This is a genomic window from Virgibacillus sp. FSP13, assembly GCF_054048505.1.
Genome location: NZ_JBSVKG010000010.1, coordinates 47,320 through 66,416, shown reverse-complemented (window position 1 = coordinate 66,416; position 19,097 = coordinate 47,320). Strand labels below are relative to the sequence as shown.

Sequence of the window (19,097 nt, the reverse complement as noted above, 5' to 3'; positions counted from 1 at the left end):
TTAGGGGGGTTTTCATATTGAGAAAACGGCTAGCTTTTAGAAAAAGACGATCACCACCTCCAGTAAAGAACATCTTTGTCATTACCATGATTTTATTTGTATTAATGATTTGGTTAAGTTTTGTAATAGTTGATAAAGGAATTAAACCAACATTAATGGATGTTGCAGAAACAAAAACAACTGCATTTGCAACAAGGGCGATAAACGCAGCTGTTAAATTTGCCGAAAGTTATGAATTTCAAGATGTAACGGATGTTACGCAGAATGAAAATGGTGATATCACTTCCTGGAAATTTAATTCTGCTGCAGTCAATGAAATTAATCGTTATGCAACGGATCGAGTGGAGGAATTCTTTAAACGAATGAACAGTGGCGAAATACCACCGGAGGAGCAAGAAAATTTAGATCTAGACTATGGTGATACAGCTGAAGAAAAGAGTACCGAGGATCCAACGGTAGTGGAAATTCCTTTAGGTCAGGCAACGGGTAATACCATTTTTGCCAACTTAGGACCAAAAATTCCCGTTAATTTAGAACTCGTTGGTAATGTAAAGACCGATGTTGTTCATGATATAGAGGGATTTGGGATTAATAGTGCGCTAATTAAAGTATATATTCATGTTGAAGCGGAAGTTCAAATTGTTATACCATTTTCAACAGGTGTAAAAAAAGTCAGTACAGATGTATATGCAACTTCAGGAGTGATTAATTTGGGTGTTCCAGATTTTTATGGTGAGGGAGGAAATAATAATCCGTCCATATCAATCCCGAAAGATGACTTTGAAAAGGACTTGCAAGACGATAAATAATCTAGTATAGTTAAGATAATAATTAAATAATTTAACCTTATCAGATCGGTGAGGTAGAGGTGCAAATGAGATTAGTAGTCAATTGGAGAATGACAACGATGATGATTGACCAAAGGATTGTTTGCCGAAGTGTAATAAGGGTCAGACTTATTATTGCTGGTATATCTTTGAACAAAGGATGTACTGTCATGCTTATCGGAATGCATGGAGAACTACTGATCGAAATGGAGGATAACGTATACTTTTTAGAGCAATGGTAGGTTATTTTCTATCGTTGCTTTTTTGTGTTTTTTGGCTGGAATTAGTTGCCAAAAGGGACATGAAGCTAAGTTCCTCTTATTTTGTGGCGTATCTCTATGTGCGAGTTATTATAAATGGAGGTAGCAATTATGGAAGGAACAATTTACTCATTAATTCCCGCACTACTTATGCTCGTTTTAGTCTTACTTACAAGAAAAGTCCTACTATCATTGGGAGTAGGAATTGTTGTTGGAGCATTATTTATTCATGATTTTAATATCATGGCTTCGATTGAAGAAATTTGGCAAACTTTTTACGCGATTTTTGTTGTAGATGGCTCGTTAAATACGGGAAACATATTGTTATTATGTTTCTTGTTATTTTTAGGAATTATGACCGCTTTTTTAACAGCGTCTGGTGGTAGTCGGGCCTTTGGTGAATGGATGATTAAGCGTGTGAAAACAAGAACTGGTGCTCAAGTGATGACCGCTATCTTTGGAATTATTGTTTTTATTGATGATTATTTTAATGCATTAGCCGTCGGACAAATTGCTCGACCGTTAACAGATAGACACAAAATATCCCGGGCTAAATTGGCCTATTTTATCGATTCAACGTCTGCTCCTGTAACCGTTATTTCTCCAATCTCCAGTTGGGGGGCCTATATCATCGGTTTACTTGGAAGCTTGTTGGCGGCAAATGAAATAACAGATATACAACCGTTAGAAGCTTTTGTGAAAATGATTCCTTATAATTTCTATGCATTAGCAGCACTACTTTTTGTATTTCTGACAGCATACATGAGAATCGATTTTGGCCCAATGCGTAAACATGAAAAACGTGCAATTGATACAGGAGAGGTTGTTAATCCAGACGTAAAAGTACCTGGAGATTTGAAGGAAACATTCGAACCACATAAAAATGGAAGAATATATCATTTACTTGTCCCTATCCTCATTTTGGTTGTGGGAACTGTTGGAATGATGATAATCACCGGAATACAGGCCAGTGATAATGCTACAATATTGACTATTTTTGCTAATACAAACGTTAACTTATCCCTGTTTGTTGGTGGACTAATATCAGTTGCATCTGCTTTTATCTTCCACATACGGCAAAGTGAACCGAGGGCAAATTTGATTAACGTTATTTTTGAAGGAATAAAGACAATGCTTCCAGCTATTTATATCTTAATAATGGCTTGGATGATTGGTTCGGTAATTGGAACATTGGAAACAGGGGATTATTTAGCACAGCTTGTAAATGATGCTTCCATCAGTCCGACATTGCTTCCATTTTTATTCTTTATTATTTCTGGATTTATGGCCTTAGCAACAGGTACTTCCTGGGGAACATTTGGCATTATGCTTCCGATTGCAGCAGAGGTTGCTGTGCTGACTGATGCAAGTATGTTACTCCCTGCCTTAGCAGCCGTTCTAGCTGGATCTGTGTTTGGTGATCATTGTTCACCTATTTCAGATACAACGATTTTATCCTCAACAGGAGCAGGTGTGAATCATATTGATCACGTGTTAACGCAATTGCCATATGCACTAGTTGTTGCTTTAGCTGCTGGTATAGGATATTTACTTGTTGGATGGACAAATCAAATTTGGTTAGCATTATTGGCCACTATAATTGTCATCATTGCGATTGGGTTACTTTTCCAATTTATGGTGAAAACCAAGGCAAACAATTAAGAAATAACCCCTTCATTCTAAAAGGATGAAGGGGTTATTTCTTAAAGGCTGTTTTCTAAAATTGGGACGTTTGTGCTTTTTGTTTTGTAAAATACTTTCAATACAGAAAAATAAAATATTTCTTTGACATAGTCAAAAAGTACCGTTATAATACAAGTATAAATATCAGAAAATATTAAAGATTTTAATTTCCTTTCTTGCATATAATACAAGCAGAAGGAAAATAAAGGGGAGGTCTTTAAAGTGGAAACTCGATCACAGTGGGGAACAAGAGCTGGTTTTATTATGGCAGCTGTAGGTTCTGCAGTTGGACTAGGTAATATTTGGCGGTTTCCGTCAGTAGCGTATGAAAATGGTGGGGGAGCATTTTTCATTCCATATTTATTCGCATTATTAACAGCGGGTATTCCTATTCTTATTATGGAATTTACAATGGGACACAAGTATCGCGGCTCAGCACCATTAACGTACAAAAGAATGAATAAAAAGTCGGAATGGGTTGGCTGGTGGGCTGTATTAGTCGCTTTTGTTATTTCAACGTATTATTCCGTGATTATTGCCTGGGCAATATCATATTCTATCTTCTCATTTAATTTAAACTGGGGTGAAGATACAGAGGGATTTTTGTTTGGCGATTATTTAGAATTGGCTGATCCAGGGCAGTTTGGTGGCTTGGTTCCAGGAGTACTTATTCCATTAATCATCGTTTGGATCCTAGTTTTAGGTATATTGTTTAAGGGTGTTAAAAAAGGTATAGAAATGGCAAACCGAATTTTTATTCCGGCATTAGTAATTATATTTCTTATTATCGTTATTCGGGCGGTTACATTACCTGGTGCATTGGAAGGACTGGAAGCATTCTTTGCACCTGACTTTGATAAAATTTTAGAACCGAGTGTTTGGGTAGCAGCATACGGACAGATATTCTTTAGTATGTCAATTGCATTTGCGATTATGATTACGTATTCCAGTTATTTGCCGAAAAAGTCTGATATTACTAATAATGCATTTATTACTGGTTTTGGAAACTCCAGCTTCGAATTGCTAGCTGGTATCGGGGTATTTTCGGTACTTGGATTTATGGCTACACAGCAAGGAGTTCCGATTGATGAAGTGGTAGCTGGCGGTGTAGGATTAGCTTTTGTTGTATTTCCGCAGATCATTAATCAGTTCCCGGCGCTTAATGAGCTGTTTGGGTTCTTATTCTTTGCTTCACTTGTTTTAGCGGGGTTAACTTCCCTGATGTCGATCACTGAAACTTATGTTGCAGGATTGGTTGATAAATTTAAAATTTCCAGAGGGAAAGCTGTATTGTTTGGTGGTGGATTAGCAGCAATCATTTCCATGTTATTTGCAACAAGAGGTGGATTGAATTTCTTAGATGCTACCGATTACTTTATCAATCAATTTGGTGTAGCGTTCCTGGGACTAGTAGAAGTCATCTTTGTTGCGTGGGGCTTACGCAAACTTAACGAATTTAAGACACATGCAAATGAAATTTCCGATATTCGCTTAGGTTCGTGGTGGACGATTAGTTTGAGTGTTATTACACCAATTGTATTGGGGTATATGATGTTCGGATTGTTTAAAGATAATTTGTTAAAAGAGTTTGATACAGCGAACGGGAACTATGAAGGATATCCTGACTTCTTTATTCTTTATAGTGGATGGTTTGTTGCAGCAGCAGCATTAATTATTGGAATCTTAATGTCATTAAGTAAATGGCGGGCATCATCGGAAAGTGAAATGGAAATTGAATCTAAGGAGGCAAAATAATATGAGTGGTGGAGCTATCTTTGTTATGATCCTTGGTATGGTAATTATTTGGGGCGGCCTTGCAGCAAGTATTACAAATGCTGTGAAAAAGTCGAAAGCTTCTAAATCTAATTAAATTCTATATAAAAGAGCCTTTGCTATTTAGCAAAGGCTCTAAATTTGTATTATTGTTTAGCCATTTGCTCCCATTTTCTTAAATAAGGGTACGGATCAAATGACCATTCACTGTAACCATTGTCTTTATACATTCCATAATGCAAATGGGGCGGAAACTTTCCAGATGTTCCTGGTGGTCCATAACCAGTAGAACCAACACTTCCAAGTAAATCACCTGGTTTAACAACTTGGCCAACTTGAATATCATCCTCATACCCACTCAAATGGCCGTAATAATGGTAAATATTATTGATATCCCTTATTCCAATACGCCAGCCGCCATATAAATTCCAACCTTTCATTTCGATTACACCATATGTTGTTGATTTAACAGGTGTACCATATCCAGCAAAAATATCTGTACCTTCGTGGATACGTACACCACCGAATCCCCGTCTGTCTCCCCAAGTACTGCGGTAACTATAATTGTACTTAATGGAGACCGGAAAATCTCGTGTTTTCAATTCAAGCTTGCCGAACTTTTTAAATACCTTGGCAGTATTCATGATAGTTTGAACTGTTAAATCACGTTTGTAATAATTCCATAATCCAATCTTTATATCGTCTTTTGTTGGGCCATAGTGCAAAAGCCAATTGGCCATTGTAAACAGGGTATCCTCCGGGTTGTTTGGGTTAGCTTTACTATCTCCATTTCCATCTTTGCCAACCCCACTAAAAAATTCGATTGTGGATTCATCTTTTATCATGGCACTATTTCCTAATCCATACCATAATTCAGTTGGAAAAGAAATGGAGACCAGTTTTTCTGAAGCTGAATCATCTTCCATATTGCGTTCGTACTGATCAATGGCGGCAATATAGTACCAAGGAATTTGTGTTAACGCCTCTGTCTTCTCATATAAGGCCATTCTTTTTTTATAGATCGATTCCGCGGAATGAATGTGATCAATAGGCAATATCAGAAAAAATAAACAAAAAACAGATAGAAAATAAGTTCGTTTCATAAACAAGTATTGTCACCTCAAAATCCTATGTGTGGTATTTTTGGAAAAACACAGCATTGCCCGTCTATAGCAGATCCCGAAGTTTTTTCTCCCAAAACTTTTTTATGCTTTCTTAAAGAATAAAAAGGGTGTCCCCACATTAGGGACCCCCTTTTATTGTTGTTCCGTATTGTCGCGGGATCCTTGCGGGGATTTTTTCATTTCATCTATAATCTTGTCAATCGTGTTATCATAATTTTTATTTCGTGTACTTGAGTTATGCAGGCTTTGGATATCATTCATTAGTGTTGTGTTATCTGATACATATACATCAAAGAAACCAGGCATTGTTGATTTAGCTGTTTTACTTGCGATATCAGCTGCAGTTTGTTCATCAAGCTCATCTTCTTTTTGATAAGCAATTAGCACTTCTTCATCGGTAACAAGTGTTGCTACTTCATCAAAGCCATCGTTTCGCAAAATCAATCGCGTAATCGTATTAGCCATTTGTGTTCGATCCAGGCGAACAGAATGATTTTGTTCTGTATCGTTATTAAGTTGATCCTTGTTGTAGCGAACATAACCTAATTTATTATCCATCTCTTCATTCGTTGGTGCTTGCTCTTTTGCTGGATCCAATTCATTCACAATTTGCTGTTGTTCACTGGCAGCATCATCGGTCCCATTGCATCCAGTTATAACGCCCAATGCTAAAGCAGATGGTAGTAAAACTTTCCACTTCATGATTATCCTCCTCAAGCAAAATGATTTCTCCCCTTATCTAATAGTTTGTGGTGTCATGAAAAAATCATACAGGTAATATGAAGAGTTGACTTTGAAATTTCTGGTTATGGATTGGCTGAATGTGATAAACTATAAATAGTGTAAGTGGGGTGAAATCTGTGATAGAGATACAAGGAAAAAATTATGAAATCATCGAGAATATCAAGAATGCTTTTCAAGAGTCTGTACTGAACGATCGTTATTCAGAAATTTTAGCAAAGTACGATTTTATTGTAGGGGATTGGGGATATGATCAGCTACGTTTAAAAGGGTTTTATGACGATCAAAACAGCAAAGCTTCTTTTGATACAAAGATTAGTGCCTTGGATGATTATCTTTATGAATACTGCAATTTTGGCTGTGCTTATTTTGTAATGAGAAAAGTGGATAAATAAAGCCCTTTATAAAAAAGAAATCGGCTGTCATGCCGATTTCCATCATATAAAATTACTGTTCTTCCTGTTGTGGATTAACATCGTCTGGTTCATCGTGGATCGGGTGGGCACCAGGCGTTTGTCGTGGTAAGTCCTCATGCATTTCCTTATAAGGATATACAAATGCACTCTGACGGCGTTGGTGTTCCGTCCACGGTGTTGATTTACTTGTAGTTACGGGCTTGTCCTCATTAATAGGCGAACCAACTGGACCCTCAGGAAATTCTTCAGGAATTAAATGGTTTTTTATATTATTTACATTTGAGAAATTCGAATATTTCTTTTTATCCTTTTCTCCCATTAACATTCACCCCTTCTGTTTATAGCCTTTGCTAAAAAAGAAAGGTTCATCATGCCAATTGCTGGTATCTTTTCACCTTAACACCTAATTCTTCGTTTGAAATATCTCCATTAAAAAGATTCGAAGTTCATCTGCCTCCATTTCAGTAACATTAAAAACGTGCTCTATTTCACCAGGCTTCTCAATATCTTGTCTGCTTAAGATGGAGAAGTGATTTTTGCGTAAGTCGATAACGATTTTTTTCTTTGGATCATCCTTATCATCGATAAAAGCAAAATCGTAGCGGTGAAACTTTCCCATAAAACTAACATATCGGACTTGCTTTTTAACTGTTTCATCTCTTAAATAATCAAAATTTGTACCCAATAAAATTCACCTCCATATATTCCTGCATGCTTAGATATTTTTCGAAAACAAAAATCTTTTAGAAAACAGCCTAGATTTAAAAGCATTTGTTTCACTATATCACGTTTTGTTTAATCGTTCATTTGAAATATGATATAGTATTCTTACATGCACAATTGGAGGTTAGGGAAAATGTATTTTGTTGATCGTAGTAAAATTGAGCAGACACTTACATATATGGAAAGTTTATTGGAAGAAGTAAAACACCATTCTTTTGCTTCTTTTATGGAAAAGCTTGGTTTGGAACGTATTGCTCATATGATCATTGAGTCAATGCTTGATGTTGGAAATATGATGATTGATGGTTTTATCATGCGCGATCCAGGGAGTTTTGATGACATCATTGATATTTTAATTGATGAAAAAGTAATACCTAAAGAAGATGAAGCTGCATATAAGAAAATGATTCAACTACGGAAAATGGTTGTGAAAGAATATACAACCATCAACCATGAACAATTAAGTAACACCGTTTTGGATAATGTACCTGTTTTAGAGCAATTTGGTTCATATGTAAGACATTACCTTGATAATGAATTAGGTGTGGCAAATGCATTTTCCAACGAGCAATGAAACAGAAAGAAAAGAGGCACATATGTGAGTAATTATAACGCTTATTTGATTGATTTGGATGGGACAATGTACCGTGGAAACGAGCGGATAGAAGCAGCTGCTGAATTTATTGAAGCGTTATATCAAAAAGAAATCCCTCACTTATTTTTAACTAATAATTCAGCTAAGACACAGATACAGGTTGCGGAAAAGTTACAGAATATGGGGATTAAGGCGGTTCCAGAGCGCATTTTCACCTCCAGTATGGCTACAGCAAGGTACATTAAACGACAAAAAGAGGCTGCTCACTGTTTTGTTATTGGTGAAGAAGGCCTGTGTGATGCATTAGAAAAAGAAAATATGACGATAACAGATGAAGCAGTTGATTTTGTTGTTGTAGGAATTGATCGGAACGTTAATTATGAAAAGTTGGCAAAAGCGTGTTTGGCAATTCGTAATGGGGCACAGTTTATTTCAACGAATAGCGATGTAGCAATTCCTACTGAGCGTGGTCTAGTTCCGGGAAATGGTGCCATTACTTCTGTTATAACAGTAAGTACTGGTAAGGAGCCGGTTTTTATTGGCAAGCCCGAAAACATTATAATGGATGAGGCACTAACCTCGCTTGGGAGTTCAAAAGATCAAACATTAATGGTTGGAGACAATTATCACACCGATATTCTTGCGGGCATTCATGCGGGGGTTGATACATTAATGGTCTTTACCGGTGTAACCCCATATGAAGATTTTCCAAAACTGGACAAGAAGCCAACCTATCATGTACAGCATTTAGGGGAATGGATGGAGAGAATATAAAAGGGAGTGCAGTTCAGCACTCCCTTTTAAAAGTAAGGAAGTAAAATTTGGCTCTAATCTATTCACAGGCCGGATAAGCCACTCCTACTTCCAGTGAAAAACGACCGCTGGAGTTTTTGTTCTAATCATCTAATTTTTTGCCATCAGCTGTTCCGTGTGCAAGTCTGCTGGATGCTGCCGCAGCTATCGCTCCAACAATGTCATCTAAAAATGTATGGCATTCACCGGTTGATTTATCATTTAAATGCTCGAGTATTCCGGGCTTTTGTTTATCAATGTAACCATAATTAGTAAAACCAATGGAGCCATACACATTAACAATTGACAATGCAATGATTTCATCTACCCCATATAGGCTTTCATCAACTTCAATTGTTTCTTGAAGTGGGTGATCCAATTTCTTTTCCTCAGCAAGTTTATCAAGTTGAATTCCAGTTAAGATGGCATTTTGAACTTCTCGTTTTGTTAGCACGCGGTCAACATTATAAACGCATTCTTCCATACTTAAATCTTCGTGGTATTTCGCTTGCAAGTAATAAACAAGTTCTGCAATGTCATCTATTGTAACGCCTCGCTCTTTCAACCATTCTCGTGCTTTAACTTCTAACTTGCTTTGTTTTGTATCCATAATAATCACCTTTCTAAGTAAATTTCTCGTTTATAAGTTAAAAAGTTCTATTCATTCACATAGACTAAAACAAATAGATATTTACTGGGGGGGATCTTTTTGAAGCACGTACTTACTACATATTATGATGTCCAAATTGAGACGGAAATCATACTGGATCAACGAAAAGGGTATAAAAGTGCTGATCATATTTATTTTATCATTTCAGCTGACAACAAGGAAGCTATCCATATGGAACAGGCTGCACTAGCATATTATTTAGCGGAAAAGAACTATACAAATATGGCCATACCAATGCCAACGATACAGGGTGAATGGATTCTTCACTACCAGGGGAAAGGTTATCTAGTTTTGCGAGTTAATCAGCAGAAAAATCAGAACGCCTTATCTCAGGGAAAACAACTGGCAGCATTTCATCAAGTTGGTGCAATGTATCGTTATGAACCACAGGAGATTTCTAGTTATGGCCAATGGAAGCAGTTATGGATAAACAAATTGACGCTATTTGAAAATAAACTAATGCAAGAAGCAGAGAAAAACCCATCTGACTATTATCGGTTTGTTATGGATGCCTTGCCGTATATTGTTGGTATTAGTGAAAATGCCATTCAATATGTGCAGGAAACAGAACAGGAATACCGGTTTGATGAAGTTGATCAAGGAACAATTTCGTTTCAGCGTTATATGGATAGCATGTCAAAACCGGTAGTTTGGACGGATGAATTAGTATACGATCATCCGGCAAGGGATTTGGCAGAAAATATTCGTTTTCATTTCCTGCAAAATGATAAGAACAGTACAGAAAAAGTATTAACGTTTTTACGAGATTATCAATCGATTCGTCCTTTATCTGTATTCAGTTGGAGATTATTGTATGCCAGATTAATTTTTCCAATCCATATTTATGATTGTTTGAAGCGTGGATTTGGCTCTCAAGAATATGATCAAGTCTACGCAGATTTGACCAAATTGATGGCGCAACAGACACTATATGAACAACGGTTACGCGACTTTTTCACGGACGTTGCAGTTGATCCTGAAGCATTACAGATTCCTGTGTTACACTGGTTGTAGAGTATTGATTAGAGGTGAATATATATGGAAAAATCCCGGATTTATATTACAAGGAAAATTCCAGATGAAGTGATAAAACCATATAAGCATTTTTTTGATATTCGAATGTGGGAAAAAGAAACTGAACCGGTGCCAAGAGAAATTTTGTTAGAAGAAATTAAACATGTGGATGGGTTGTTCTGTTTATTAACGGAGTTAGTCGATCAGCAATGTTTAGAAAACGCATCTAAGTTGAAGGTCATAGCGAACATGGCAGTTGGCTATGATAATATTGATGTAATCGCGGCAAAACGTCAAGGCATTATTGTTACCAACACACCTGATGTATTAACGGAAACGACAGCTGATTTAGCCTTCACATTAGTAATGGCGACAGCAAGAAGAGTAGTAGAGGCAAGTGATTATATAAAAGCAGGTAAGTGGAAAGATTGGTCGCCATTTATGCTTGCGGGTACAGATATTCATGATAAAACGATAGGAATTGTCGGAATGGGACGTATTGGGCAGGCTGTAGCAAGACGTGCCAATGGATTTGGAATGGAGATCTTGTATCATAATCGATCACGTCATGAACGTGCTGAGCATGAATTGCATGCAACATATGTAGACATGGATAAACTATTGGAAGAATCGGATTTTGTTGTATCGTTGGTACCATTAACAGAGCAAACGGAAAAGTTATTTAATCAGGAAACGTTCCATAAAATGAAGGATACAGCAATTTTTATTAATGTTTCCCGTGGTAAAGTGGTTGATGAAGAAGCATTGTATGAAGCATTGCGTGCAAAAGAAATTGCTGCAGCTGGTCTGGATGTTTTTGCTAAAGAACCGATTGGGGCGGATCATCCATTGCTAAAATTGGAGAATGTTATTTGTCTGCCACATATTGGTTCAGCAAGTGTCGAGACACGAATTGATATGATGAACCTTTGTTTAGAAAATATCCATCATGTGCTTAATGGAGAGAATCCAGTAACACCTATCTGTTAAACAGAAAATAAAAAACAGACACCTTCATGGAGGTGTCTGCCACTTTTATGTTTTAAAATACTTGTTCAATCTCCGTAACACCTGGAACTTCAGCCATTAATGCACGTTCGATTCCAGCTTTTAAAGTGATGGTTGAACTTGGGCAATTTCCACATGCTCCCATAAGACGAAGAAGTACAATGCCATTATCATCAACATCAATTAACTCCACATCTCCACCATCACGCAGTAAGAATGGACGTAATTTTTCTAACACTTCGCGAACTTGTTCTTGCATTATCCATCTTCTCCTTTCGTAATTATATTATAAGCTGTAGAACAGAAAAAATCTATTAGAAATTTTATTTTTGGACAGCTACTTTTAGTATAACAGATACTTTCATTTTATCTTTTATTAAAGTTTTTGTAAAATAAAAGTAACTATGTTGGTGGAGGTTTTATAAATGGGGATGAGGAAAGTATTGATAACAATTTACGGCGCTGAACAAATTTGTGCAAGCTGTGTCGGTGCTCCAGGCTCAAAGGATACGTATGAATGGCTGCAAGCAGCAATTGGTCGGAAATATGATGCCAATACTGTGGAATATGAGTATGTAGATATAAATGAACCACCAGAATTAGAAAAGCATAAACAATTTGCCCAACGTGTACTTACAGAGGATTTGTTTTTCCCGATCGTCTTTGTTAATGATGAAATGGTTGCAGAAGGAATTCCTAGACTGAAAACAATTTATCAGGCGCTGGACAAAAATGGTGTAGAACTTTTAGCATAGAAAAACGGAGAAAACTTAATGAAAATACCTTTTACAAAAATGCATGGATTAGGCAATAATTATATTTATCTTGATTTATTTCGATTTAACATTCCTGAGGAAAAAGTTGTACCATTGGCAAAACAGGTTGCGGATGTGAGTACCGGAATAGGTTCTGACGGATTGATATTGATTGAGCCAAGTAAAGTGGCTGAAGTTAAAATGCGTATTTTTAATAAAGATGGATCGGAAGGAAAAACGTGTGGCAATGGATTGCGCTGTGTTGCAAAATATGTTTGTGAGAATGAAATTGTCTCATTTAAAGATTTTCGAATTGAGACGAAGGCAAATGTTGTTGATGTGACCGTTGATCTGGATGAAAATGATGATATAAAAGATATTACAATTAATATGGGAAAGCCAGTACTAAACCGTGCTGCGATTCCAATGATTGGAGAGAATAATCGGTTTGTTGTGGCAGAACCATTTTTAATTGAAGGTCAGCAACTTGAAGTTACAGCAGTTTCCATGGGCAATCCACATGTCGTGTTTTTTGTTAATGCGATTGAAGAGGCGCCATTATATGAACTGGGTTCCGTTATTGAGAAAGATGAGCGCTTCCCAGAGGGTGTTAATGCGGAGTTTGTTGAAGTGCTGTCAGATCATGAAATGAATTTTCGCGTATGGGAGCGCGGATCTGGAGTAACTCAAGCCTGTGGGTCAGGCGCTTGTGCGGCGGTTGTAGCTGCTATTTTAAATGGTTATATGGAAAGAAATGAAGTGATTTGTGTGCATTTAAGTGGTGGCGACCTGTATATTCGATGGGATTCAGACAGTTTGGTTTGGATGACTGGTGGGGCAGAAACAATAGCGACTGGTGTATTTAACATGAAATGAATAATTTGAATCATGCTGAAACTGTTTGTATACTAGTAAATAACATATGATATAAATTTATTAATGATAAGAAGGAGGACATAGTATGGTTATTACGTTTACAGATAAAGCTGTTGAACAAGTAAAGGAAATGATGAAAGATGAAGAAGAAAATGTTCGCCTTAGATTTGGAATAAAAGGTGGCGGCTGTAGCGGATTATCTTATGCGCTAGGGTTTGATTATGATATAAATGAAGAATTGGATATGGTTGATGAAATAGACGGTATCCCTGTTACTATCTTTAAGCAGGATATCCCGATTATTGAGGGAACAACAATCGATTTCAAACAAAATATGATGGGCGGAGGATTTTCAATTGATAATCCGAATGCTATCGTTTCCTGTGGTTGTGGATCTTCATTTAAAGCGAAGGATCGAGCAGGTACTCCGGAAAAATGTTAATGAGAGGGTCAGGGCGCCAATGAGGTGTTCTGGCTTTTTATTTTGACATGCCTTTTGTAATTGTCCCACTATTGAGCTTGCCTAGATTACTTATTACCAAATTACAAACTTTATATTTGGGGGACAGCCCTTACTTTGCAAATATATTAAGCGATAGGGACTGTCCCAGAAAAATTAAAACATACTTGTTGAGTGCTTCGGTTGTACTCTAGCTTTCGGGTCAATATATTGTTTAGCATTATTGATTGCTGTTGGCCCTTCCCCGAACCCAGTGGCAATAAGATTGATCTTTCCGGGGTATGTAACAATATCTCCTGCAGCATAGATTCCTGGTATATTTGTTTCCATTTTTGTGTTCACAACAATACTATTTTTTTCTATTTCTAAGCCCCAATCTTTTATTGGACCCAAAGTAGAGACGAAACCGTAATTACATAACACGGAATCAACATCCAACTCAATTTCACGATCGCCTTTTACTTCTTGTAATGTTACTTTTTCAATTGTGTCATTGCCTGTAATACTGTTTGGTGTAAAAGGTGTTAAAACATCAACCGTTGATGCCATTAGTTTTTCAACACTGTGTTCATGAGCTCTAAATTTATCACGTCGATGTACGAGGGTTACCTTTTTAGCAATTGGTTCAAGCATTAAAGCCCAGTCGACAGCAGAGTCACCGCCACCAAGCAACATAACATGCTTGTCTTTGTACTGGTTCATATCCTTAACATGGTAGTGTAGGTTAACCCCTTCAAACCTCTCAAAGTCACCTACATTCAATCTCCGCGGCTGAAATGCACCATTTCCGGCTGTGATGATCATAGTCTTTGTATAATGTGTTTCTTTGTTTGTTGTTAGTTTAAGTGTCTGATCTTCCAGACGTTCTACCTTTTCGACAGCTTGCCCCAATACAATGGTTGGATCAAACAGGTTAGCTTGCTCTTCTAAGTTATCGACTAGTTCCTGGGCACGAATTTTAGGAAATCCTGCAACATCGTAAATATCTTTCTCTGGATACAAGGCCGTTAATTGCCCACCAGTATGTGGCAAGCTTTCAATGATTTTTACACTTGCATCACGCATGCCACCGTAAAAGGCGGTAAATAAGCCAGTCGGGCCTGCGCCAATAATTGTTACATCATATATTTTTTCTGACATTAGTAAGCTCCTCCATTCCATAGTTACTATACTACGACATATTGATTTTATCATAAAGAGATATGCTATGTGTTTTACGGAGCATGATATTCAATTTTCTGTAACAGCTTAAATTTTTAATTTTATAAATGTATAAATAGGGTTGAAAAGTACCAAGAAAAAGGCTAAGATATTGTTTGGGTTTGTTATATTACGATTGTGTGACAAAAATATTTCAAAGATTACATGCTTGGCAGGTGTCAAGTTTTTCTAATGCACTTTTACGTGAATTATGTCACATAGGGGATACGGAAAATTTTACAGACGGAAGTGATAAATAAATGAGAAAGCCAAATATAGTGATTCTAGGTGCAGGTTATGGTGGGATGATGACTACTGTAAAGCTGCAAAAATCATTGGGAATTAACGAGGCAACTATTACACTTGTTAATAAAAATGACTATCATTACCAAACGACTTGGTTACATGAAAATGCTGCTGGTACGTTGCATCATGACCGTACTCGCATTCCTATAAAAGAAGTTGTCAATACGAATAAAATTAATTTTGTTCGGGACACAGTAGTTACGATAAAACCCAATGAAAAAAAGGTTAAGTTGCGGCATGGTGAACTGACATATGATATTCTGGTTATAGCTCTTGGTTTTGAAACAGCCACGTTTGGTATCCCAGGGTTAGTCGAAAATGCTTTCACAATTGGTAATATTAATAGTGCAAGGCTGATCAGGGAACACGTTGAGTATAATTTTGCAATGTATCATAACGATAAAGAAAAAAATCAGGCACGTTTAAACATTGTTGTTGGCGGTGGCGGTTTTACTGGTGTTGAGTTTATCGGAGAACTGGCTAACCGGATTCCAGAATTATGTAAGGAATATGACATCGATAAGAATTTGGTACGGATTATTAATGTGGAAAGTGCACCAACTGTATTATCAGGATTCGACCCACAGCTTGTTGAATATGCCATGAACTCACTAGAGTCACGTGGTGTTGAGTTTGTAACTGGTGCAATGCTAAAAGAGTGTAAACCAGAAAGCATCGTTTACGAAAAAGATGGCAAACAAGTGGAGATTCCAACATTAACAACTGTTTGGGCGGCCGGAGTCCGTGCTAACACGGTTGTTGAAAAATCTGGTTTTGAGACAAATCGGGGTAAAGTTGAAGTACAGGGAGATATGCGGGCACCAGGTTACAATGATGTGTTTGTGCTTGGAGATTGTGCATTAATTATGGATCCAGAGAGTGGACGTCCATTTCCACCAACAGCACAAATCGCAATTCAAGCGTCCCAGACGGTTGCACATAATGTAAAGAAGCTTGTACAAGGCACGCAAGAACTAGAACACTTTGAACCAAAAATTCTTGGCACGGTCGCATCACTTGGACATAACGATGCGATAGGAGTTATATTGAATAAACGCAAATTATTTGGCTTTAAAGCAACGGTCATTAAGAAAGTGATCGATAATCGTTACTTATTAAAGCTAGGTGGTTTAAGTCTATTAATGAGAAAAGGCAAATTCAATATTTTTTATTAGGGTTTAAGGAATATAATCCCGCGACCAGATGTTACTTATAAAAATCTGCATTTATTTTAATAAGCAAAGGCTAGTCTTGCTGCCTTTGCTTTTATTCTGTTTTATTATAGAATGGAGATTGTGTAAAAAGATCGCATATGAGGGGGACACAGCGTTGATTCAGTTTGTTGTTTCTATATTATTATTTTTCGTCATATTTTTTGGGATTGCATTTATCCTAAATATGTTGTTAAGACGTACATGGTTAATGTCCTATATTTATCCGATAATTGTCATCATGATTGTCGATAATTTAGCAACTACACAATATTTTAAAGAACCAGGAGACTCGTTCTCACAATTACTTACAAGAATAGTAAATTTAACACCAGTTGATATAACGATTTTAGTTGCTGGTTTTGTCGGAACAATTATCTCAGGATTTGTTATTAAGTTTCTTCGTAAAAGTGGCTATCAAATGTTCTAATGAAATAATATGAATAAAATGTTTCCAGATTGGAAATGATGACATCCAGAGAGGTGTTATCATTGAAAAAAATTCAATTTTTTCGAAGAACTGGAATGTTTCTACTGTTTTTAGCTGCATTTTATACGACGATTACTAGTATTTCGAACGTTACTTTAACAGATGTCCATGCATTGGTTGAAAAAGATGCACCATATGCATCAGTTGCTCCAGAGAGTTCTCTCACTGGGAAACAAGTTACACTTAAAGAAAAAACATTAAATTATAAAAAAGAACCAAAAAGATATATTTCCAGTGAACAAATAGAAGGACCAAAAACATTAGAAGAAGCAATTAATGCGAAACAGTATCCAAGTACAACTGTTATTGCAACAGGTTACACAGCTGGAGTTGAATCGACAGGTAAATCGCCTGGTCATCCTGAATATGGGATTACGTATTCCGGTGTACAGGTTAAACGTGATTTGTACTCTACCATCGCAGCTGATTTAAGTGTTTATCCGGTTGGAACCATTATGTTTATTCCTGATTACGGATATGGGGTTGTAGCGGATAAAGGTGGCGCGATTAACGGTAATGAAATCGATCTGTATTATCCTACAGTTGAAGACGTATATGAAAAATGGGGTAAAAAAGAAGTAGAGGTGTACATTGTCGAAATGGGTGATGGTAGTCTAAGTGAAGAACAGCTCATTGAGTGGAATGAAAATGAGGCATTACAGGTTTTTCGCGAGCAAATCACAAAAAGTTAACTTAAAAACAGGCATACAATTATGTATGCCTGTTTTTTATCAGTTTTAAAATGTACGTCGCTCGCGCATTTCTTATAGAAGATAAAGGATAAATGCAATGCATATTCCAGTTAATCCACCAAAGAATACCTCGATTGGTTGATGACCAAGAAGTTCTTTTAAATCCTTGCGTTTTTCATACTCCGCTTTTTTTCTCCAATCCCTCGCGCCTTCAACAAAATAGAGAAAGTCTTTGCGCATTTGATTTAATACAATAGCATGTTCTCCAGCCTGTCTACGTACACCTGTAGCATCAAACATCGTAATAATGCTAAAAACACATGAAACAGCAAAAACTGTGGAGGTTACGCTTTCCATGATCCCAATACCAGTTGTTAAGGCAGCAACTGCAGCGGAATGACTGCTTGGCATACCACCAGTGCTAAATGCCAAACTTGGCTTGAATTCTTTTGTAGCAATTAGATGAATCGGTATCTTAATTACTTGTGCAAAAGCAATTGCGATCAATGCAGCCCATAAGGGGAAGTTGGTGAAAAGGCTCATTAATAGATGGTACCTCCTTCCTATATTAGCCTTGTAATTGTTGTTTATCAATGGAAAACTGTAAGGGATGTTTAAGAAAAATCGCTGATTATAGTATCATACAGAATAGCGAAAAGCATACTGGCGCAAAGGTGGGGAGAAGAGAAAAACCAAATTGACCGGTAATAAATACTTGTCTTACAGGGAAAATAAACAAGGATATCTCCACTATGGAAATATCCTTGTTCTAAAATTAATTGTTAAACCTTAGCGGTCATCCATCGGGCTGGAATTCGTTTGGCCAAATTAACCATAAACACACCGGAAAGGCAAGCTAATGCAGCATCCTTAATTAAAAATGGAATCATGCTTGTCCATGCAACTAAATAAGAAATATCTAATTCCAGCCAAGTGTTCATAGCAATGTACATGTAGGTAACACCAATTCCGTAATTTGCTGCCAATCCAATAATTGCCGCAGTTGTGTATAATGGAATGGATGGCTTTTTACTAAAATCGGTGATCAAACCAACAAAAAATGCTACAAAAATAAAGGAAATTATAAATCCACCTGTAGGACTGACTATAGCCATTGGTCCAGCAGACATTCCTGCAAAAACCGGTACACCAGCAACGCCAACAAGTATATACGTGATCATTGAAACGGTTCCTAGTTTTTTACCAAGCATTAATCCTGCTAAAATTGCGAAAAAAGTTTGTAATGATAACGGTACAGACGCCCCGCCAATTGGGACAGCTAACATAGGAAACCATACTGCAATATTCGCACCTATTGCCATTAAACAGACGAATACAGCGCCAAATGTTAGATCTAATGGGCGTAAACCTTTCATATGTATTCTCTCCCTTCCTTATAAAATAATCATAAGGGAAAGGATGCTTTATTGTCAACTAAATTTTTAAATGGTTTACAATAAAAAGAAACAGTCCCTACCAGC

Annotated in this window: 24 protein-coding genes and 1 riboswitch; of the genes, 15 read left to right on the top strand and 9 right to left on the bottom strand. The window is 36.9% G+C overall.

The genetic code is table 11. From position 1 onward, the window contains the following. The first annotated feature begins 17 nt into the window (after positions 1–17). The 4 genes from yunB to ACW2QC_RS10765 all read left to right on the top strand — a co-directional run bounded on the left by yunB (position 18) and on the right by ACW2QC_RS10765 (position 4,640). Complete coding sequence (gene yunB, locus ACW2QC_RS10780; protein WP_457543976.1) at positions 18–809, top strand: sporulation protein YunB; 792 nt, start codon at positions 18–20, stop codon at positions 807–809. Positions 810–855: 46 nt separating this feature from the next. Beyond that, positions 856–1,032, top strand: a riboswitch (Lysine riboswitch). Positions 1,033–1,198: 166 nt separating this feature from the next. Then, complete coding sequence (locus ACW2QC_RS10775) at positions 1,199–2,749, top strand: Na+/H+ antiporter NhaC family protein (RefSeq protein ID WP_457543975.1); 1,551 nt, start codon at positions 1,199–1,201, stop codon at positions 2,747–2,749. A gap of 243 nt (positions 2,750–2,992) precedes the next feature. Further along, positions 2,993–4,525, top strand: a complete 1,533-nt coding sequence (locus ACW2QC_RS10770) for a sodium-dependent transporter (protein ID WP_457543974.1) — start codon at positions 2,993–2,995, stop codon at positions 4,523–4,525. A gap of 1 nt (position 4,526) precedes the next feature. Further along, positions 4,527–4,640 carry a methionine/alanine import family NSS transporter small subunit gene (locus tag ACW2QC_RS10765; protein ID WP_457543973.1) on the top strand — a complete coding sequence of 38 codons (114 nt, stop codon included), beginning with the start codon at positions 4,527–4,529 and terminating at the stop codon, positions 4,638–4,640. Between the two features lie 49 nt (positions 4,641–4,689). Here ACW2QC_RS10765 and ACW2QC_RS10760 read toward each other — a convergent pair whose 3' ends face one another. After that, positions 4,690–5,646 carry a M23 family metallopeptidase gene (locus ACW2QC_RS10760; RefSeq protein ID WP_457543972.1) on the bottom strand — a complete coding sequence of 319 codons (957 nt, stop codon included), beginning with the start codon at positions 5,644–5,646 and terminating at the stop codon, positions 4,690–4,692. Positions 5,647–5,799: 153 nt separating this feature from the next. Beyond that, a complete protein-coding gene (locus tag ACW2QC_RS10755; protein WP_457543971.1) occupies positions 5,800–6,369 on the bottom strand; it encodes a YhcN/YlaJ family sporulation lipoprotein in 570 nt (189 codons plus the stop codon). Between the two features lie 158 nt (positions 6,370–6,527). Here ACW2QC_RS10755 and ACW2QC_RS10750 point away from each other — a divergent pair, with 158 nt between their 5' ends. Next, on the top strand, positions 6,528–6,803 hold the full coding sequence (locus ACW2QC_RS10750; protein ID WP_457543970.1) for a YutD family protein: 276 nt from the start codon (positions 6,528–6,530) through the stop codon (positions 6,801–6,803). Between the two features lie 52 nt (positions 6,804–6,855). Here the strand turns inward: ACW2QC_RS10750 and ACW2QC_RS10745 are convergent, their stop codons facing one another. Then, positions 6,856–7,143 carry a hypothetical protein gene (locus ACW2QC_RS10745; RefSeq protein ID WP_457543969.1) on the bottom strand — a complete coding sequence of 96 codons (288 nt, stop codon included), beginning with the start codon at positions 7,141–7,143 and terminating at the stop codon, positions 6,856–6,858. Positions 7,144–7,227: 84 nt separating this feature from the next. Then, positions 7,228–7,509 (bottom strand): SAV0927 family protein, encoded by a 282-nt coding sequence (locus tag ACW2QC_RS10740; protein ID WP_457543968.1) that lies wholly within the window; start codon positions 7,507–7,509, stop codon positions 7,228–7,230. A gap of 171 nt (positions 7,510–7,680) precedes the next feature. On the opposite strand from ACW2QC_RS10740, the gene ACW2QC_RS10735 reads away from it, so the two are divergent. Beyond that, a complete protein-coding gene (locus ACW2QC_RS10735; protein WP_457543967.1) occupies positions 7,681–8,121 on the top strand; it encodes a DUF86 domain-containing protein in 441 nt (146 codons plus the stop codon). Positions 8,122–8,145: 24 nt separating this feature from the next. Beyond that, the gene (locus tag ACW2QC_RS10730) at positions 8,146–8,916 is read left to right on the top strand and encodes a TIGR01457 family HAD-type hydrolase (RefSeq protein ID WP_457543966.1); all 771 of its coding nucleotides are present in this window, start codon (positions 8,146–8,148) and stop codon (positions 8,914–8,916) included. A gap of 121 nt (positions 8,917–9,037) precedes the next feature. Here ACW2QC_RS10730 and ACW2QC_RS10725 read toward each other — a convergent pair whose 3' ends face one another. Beyond that, positions 9,038–9,544, bottom strand: coding sequence for a phosphatidylglycerophosphatase A family protein (locus ACW2QC_RS10725; protein WP_457543965.1), 507 nt, complete (start codon positions 9,542–9,544; stop codon positions 9,038–9,040). 99 nt (positions 9,545–9,643) lie between these two features. Between ACW2QC_RS10725 and ACW2QC_RS10720 the strand changes: the two genes are divergently transcribed. After that, positions 9,644–10,618: a hypothetical protein gene (locus ACW2QC_RS10720; RefSeq protein WP_457543964.1), complete on the top strand. Its 975-nt coding sequence runs from the start codon at positions 9,644–9,646 to the stop codon at positions 10,616–10,618. A gap of 24 nt (positions 10,619–10,642) precedes the next feature. Continuing rightward, positions 10,643–11,608 (top strand): 2-hydroxyacid dehydrogenase, encoded by a 966-nt coding sequence (locus ACW2QC_RS10715; protein ID WP_457543963.1) that lies wholly within the window; start codon positions 10,643–10,645, stop codon positions 11,606–11,608. Positions 11,609–11,660: 52 nt separating this feature from the next. Here ACW2QC_RS10715 and ACW2QC_RS10710 read toward each other — a convergent pair whose 3' ends face one another. Continuing rightward, positions 11,661–11,885 carry a NifU family protein gene (locus ACW2QC_RS10710; RefSeq protein WP_106496802.1) on the bottom strand — a complete coding sequence of 75 codons (225 nt, stop codon included), beginning with the start codon at positions 11,883–11,885 and terminating at the stop codon, positions 11,661–11,663. 166 nt (positions 11,886–12,051) lie between these two features. Here ACW2QC_RS10710 and ACW2QC_RS10705 point away from each other — a divergent pair, with 166 nt between their 5' ends. From ACW2QC_RS10705 to ACW2QC_RS10695, 3 genes are all read left to right on the top strand, one after another. After that, positions 12,052–12,381, top strand: a complete 330-nt coding sequence (locus ACW2QC_RS10705; RefSeq protein ID WP_457543962.1) for a YuzD family protein — start codon at positions 12,052–12,054, stop codon at positions 12,379–12,381. Between the two features lie 18 nt (positions 12,382–12,399). Further along, the gene (gene dapF / locus ACW2QC_RS10700) at positions 12,400–13,257 is read left to right on the top strand and encodes a diaminopimelate epimerase (protein ID WP_457543961.1); all 858 of its coding nucleotides are present in this window, start codon (positions 12,400–12,402) and stop codon (positions 13,255–13,257) included. 85 nt (positions 13,258–13,342) lie between these two features. Next, positions 13,343–13,699 carry a HesB/IscA family protein gene (locus tag ACW2QC_RS10695; protein ID WP_457543960.1) on the top strand — a complete coding sequence of 119 codons (357 nt, stop codon included), beginning with the start codon at positions 13,343–13,345 and terminating at the stop codon, positions 13,697–13,699. 174 nt (positions 13,700–13,873) lie between these two features. On the opposite strand, the gene ACW2QC_RS10690 is transcribed toward ACW2QC_RS10695, so the two are convergent. Then, positions 13,874–14,857, bottom strand: coding sequence for an NAD(P)/FAD-dependent oxidoreductase (locus ACW2QC_RS10690; protein WP_457543959.1), 984 nt, complete (start codon positions 14,855–14,857; stop codon positions 13,874–13,876). Positions 14,858–15,177: 320 nt separating this feature from the next. Between ACW2QC_RS10690 and ACW2QC_RS10685 the strand changes: the two genes are divergently transcribed. From ACW2QC_RS10685 to ACW2QC_RS10675, 3 genes are all read left to right on the top strand, one after another. Beyond that, positions 15,178–16,398, top strand: coding sequence for an NAD(P)/FAD-dependent oxidoreductase (locus tag ACW2QC_RS10685; protein ID WP_457543958.1), 1,221 nt, complete (start codon positions 15,178–15,180; stop codon positions 16,396–16,398). 154 nt (positions 16,399–16,552) lie between these two features. Further along, the gene (locus ACW2QC_RS10680) at positions 16,553–16,864 is read left to right on the top strand and encodes a YuiB family protein (RefSeq protein WP_457543957.1); all 312 of its coding nucleotides are present in this window, start codon (positions 16,553–16,555) and stop codon (positions 16,862–16,864) included. 62 nt (positions 16,865–16,926) lie between these two features. After that, a complete protein-coding gene (locus ACW2QC_RS10675; RefSeq protein WP_457543956.1) occupies positions 16,927–17,616 on the top strand; it encodes a 3D domain-containing protein in 690 nt (229 codons plus the stop codon). A gap of 72 nt (positions 17,617–17,688) precedes the next feature. On the opposite strand, the gene ACW2QC_RS10670 is transcribed toward ACW2QC_RS10675, so the two are convergent. Both ACW2QC_RS10670 and ACW2QC_RS10665 read right to left on the bottom strand, forming a co-directional pair. Continuing rightward, entirely contained in the window at positions 17,689–18,159 is a 471-nt protein-coding gene (locus ACW2QC_RS10670; RefSeq protein ID WP_457543955.1) for a divergent PAP2 family protein, read from the bottom strand. A gap of 239 nt (positions 18,160–18,398) precedes the next feature. Next, entirely contained in the window at positions 18,399–18,992 is a 594-nt protein-coding gene (locus ACW2QC_RS10665) for a biotin transporter BioY (RefSeq protein WP_457543954.1), read from the bottom strand. Between the last annotated feature and the right edge of the window lie 105 nt (positions 18,993–19,097).

Excerpts from the sequence above, each read along its gene's own strand:
- ACW2QC_RS10670 (WP_457543955.1), bottom strand. The coding sequence starts at position 18,159 with ATGAGCCTTTTCACCAACTTCCCCTTATGGGCTGCATTGATCGCAATT.
- ACW2QC_RS10685 (WP_457543958.1), top strand. The coding sequence starts at position 15,178 with ATGAGAAAGCCAAATATAGTGATTCTAGGTGCAGGTTATGGTGGGATG.
- ACW2QC_RS10690 (WP_457543959.1), bottom strand. The coding sequence starts at position 14,857 with ATGTCAGAAAAAATATATGATGTAACAATTATTGGCGCAGGCCCGACT.
- ACW2QC_RS10725 (WP_457543965.1), bottom strand. The coding sequence starts at position 9,544 with ATGGATACAAAACAAAGCAAGTTAGAAGTTAAAGCACGAGAATGGTTG.
- ACW2QC_RS10705 (WP_457543962.1), top strand. The coding sequence starts at position 12,052 with ATGGGGATGAGGAAAGTATTGATAACAATTTACGGCGCTGAACAAATT.
- ACW2QC_RS10715 (WP_457543963.1), top strand. The coding sequence starts at position 10,643 with ATGGAAAAATCCCGGATTTATATTACAAGGAAAATTCCAGATGAAGTG.
- ACW2QC_RS10760 (WP_457543972.1), bottom strand. The coding sequence starts at position 5,646 with ATGAAACGAACTTATTTTCTATCTGTTTTTTGTTTATTTTTTCTGATA.
- ACW2QC_RS10755 (WP_457543971.1), bottom strand. The coding sequence starts at position 6,369 with ATGAAGTGGAAAGTTTTACTACCATCTGCTTTAGCATTGGGCGTTATA.
- dapF (WP_457543961.1), top strand. The coding sequence starts at position 12,400 with ATGAAAATACCTTTTACAAAAATGCATGGATTAGGCAATAATTATATT.
- ACW2QC_RS10765 (WP_457543973.1), top strand. The coding sequence starts at position 4,527 with ATGAGTGGTGGAGCTATCTTTGTTATGATCCTTGGTATGGTAATTATT.
- ACW2QC_RS10665 (WP_457543954.1), bottom strand. The coding sequence starts at position 18,992 with ATGAAAGGTTTACGCCCATTAGATCTAACATTTGGCGCTGTATTCGTC.
- ACW2QC_RS10735 (WP_457543967.1), top strand. The coding sequence starts at position 7,681 with ATGTATTTTGTTGATCGTAGTAAAATTGAGCAGACACTTACATATATG.
- ACW2QC_RS10745 (WP_457543969.1), bottom strand. The coding sequence starts at position 7,143 with ATGGGAGAAAAGGATAAAAAGAAATATTCGAATTTCTCAAATGTAAAT.
- ACW2QC_RS10695 (WP_457543960.1), top strand. The coding sequence starts at position 13,343 with ATGGTTATTACGTTTACAGATAAAGCTGTTGAACAAGTAAAGGAAATG.
- ACW2QC_RS10775 (WP_457543975.1), top strand. The coding sequence starts at position 1,199 with ATGGAAGGAACAATTTACTCATTAATTCCCGCACTACTTATGCTCGTT.
- ACW2QC_RS10710 (WP_106496802.1), bottom strand. The coding sequence starts at position 11,885 with ATGCAAGAACAAGTTCGCGAAGTGTTAGAAAAATTACGTCCATTCTTA.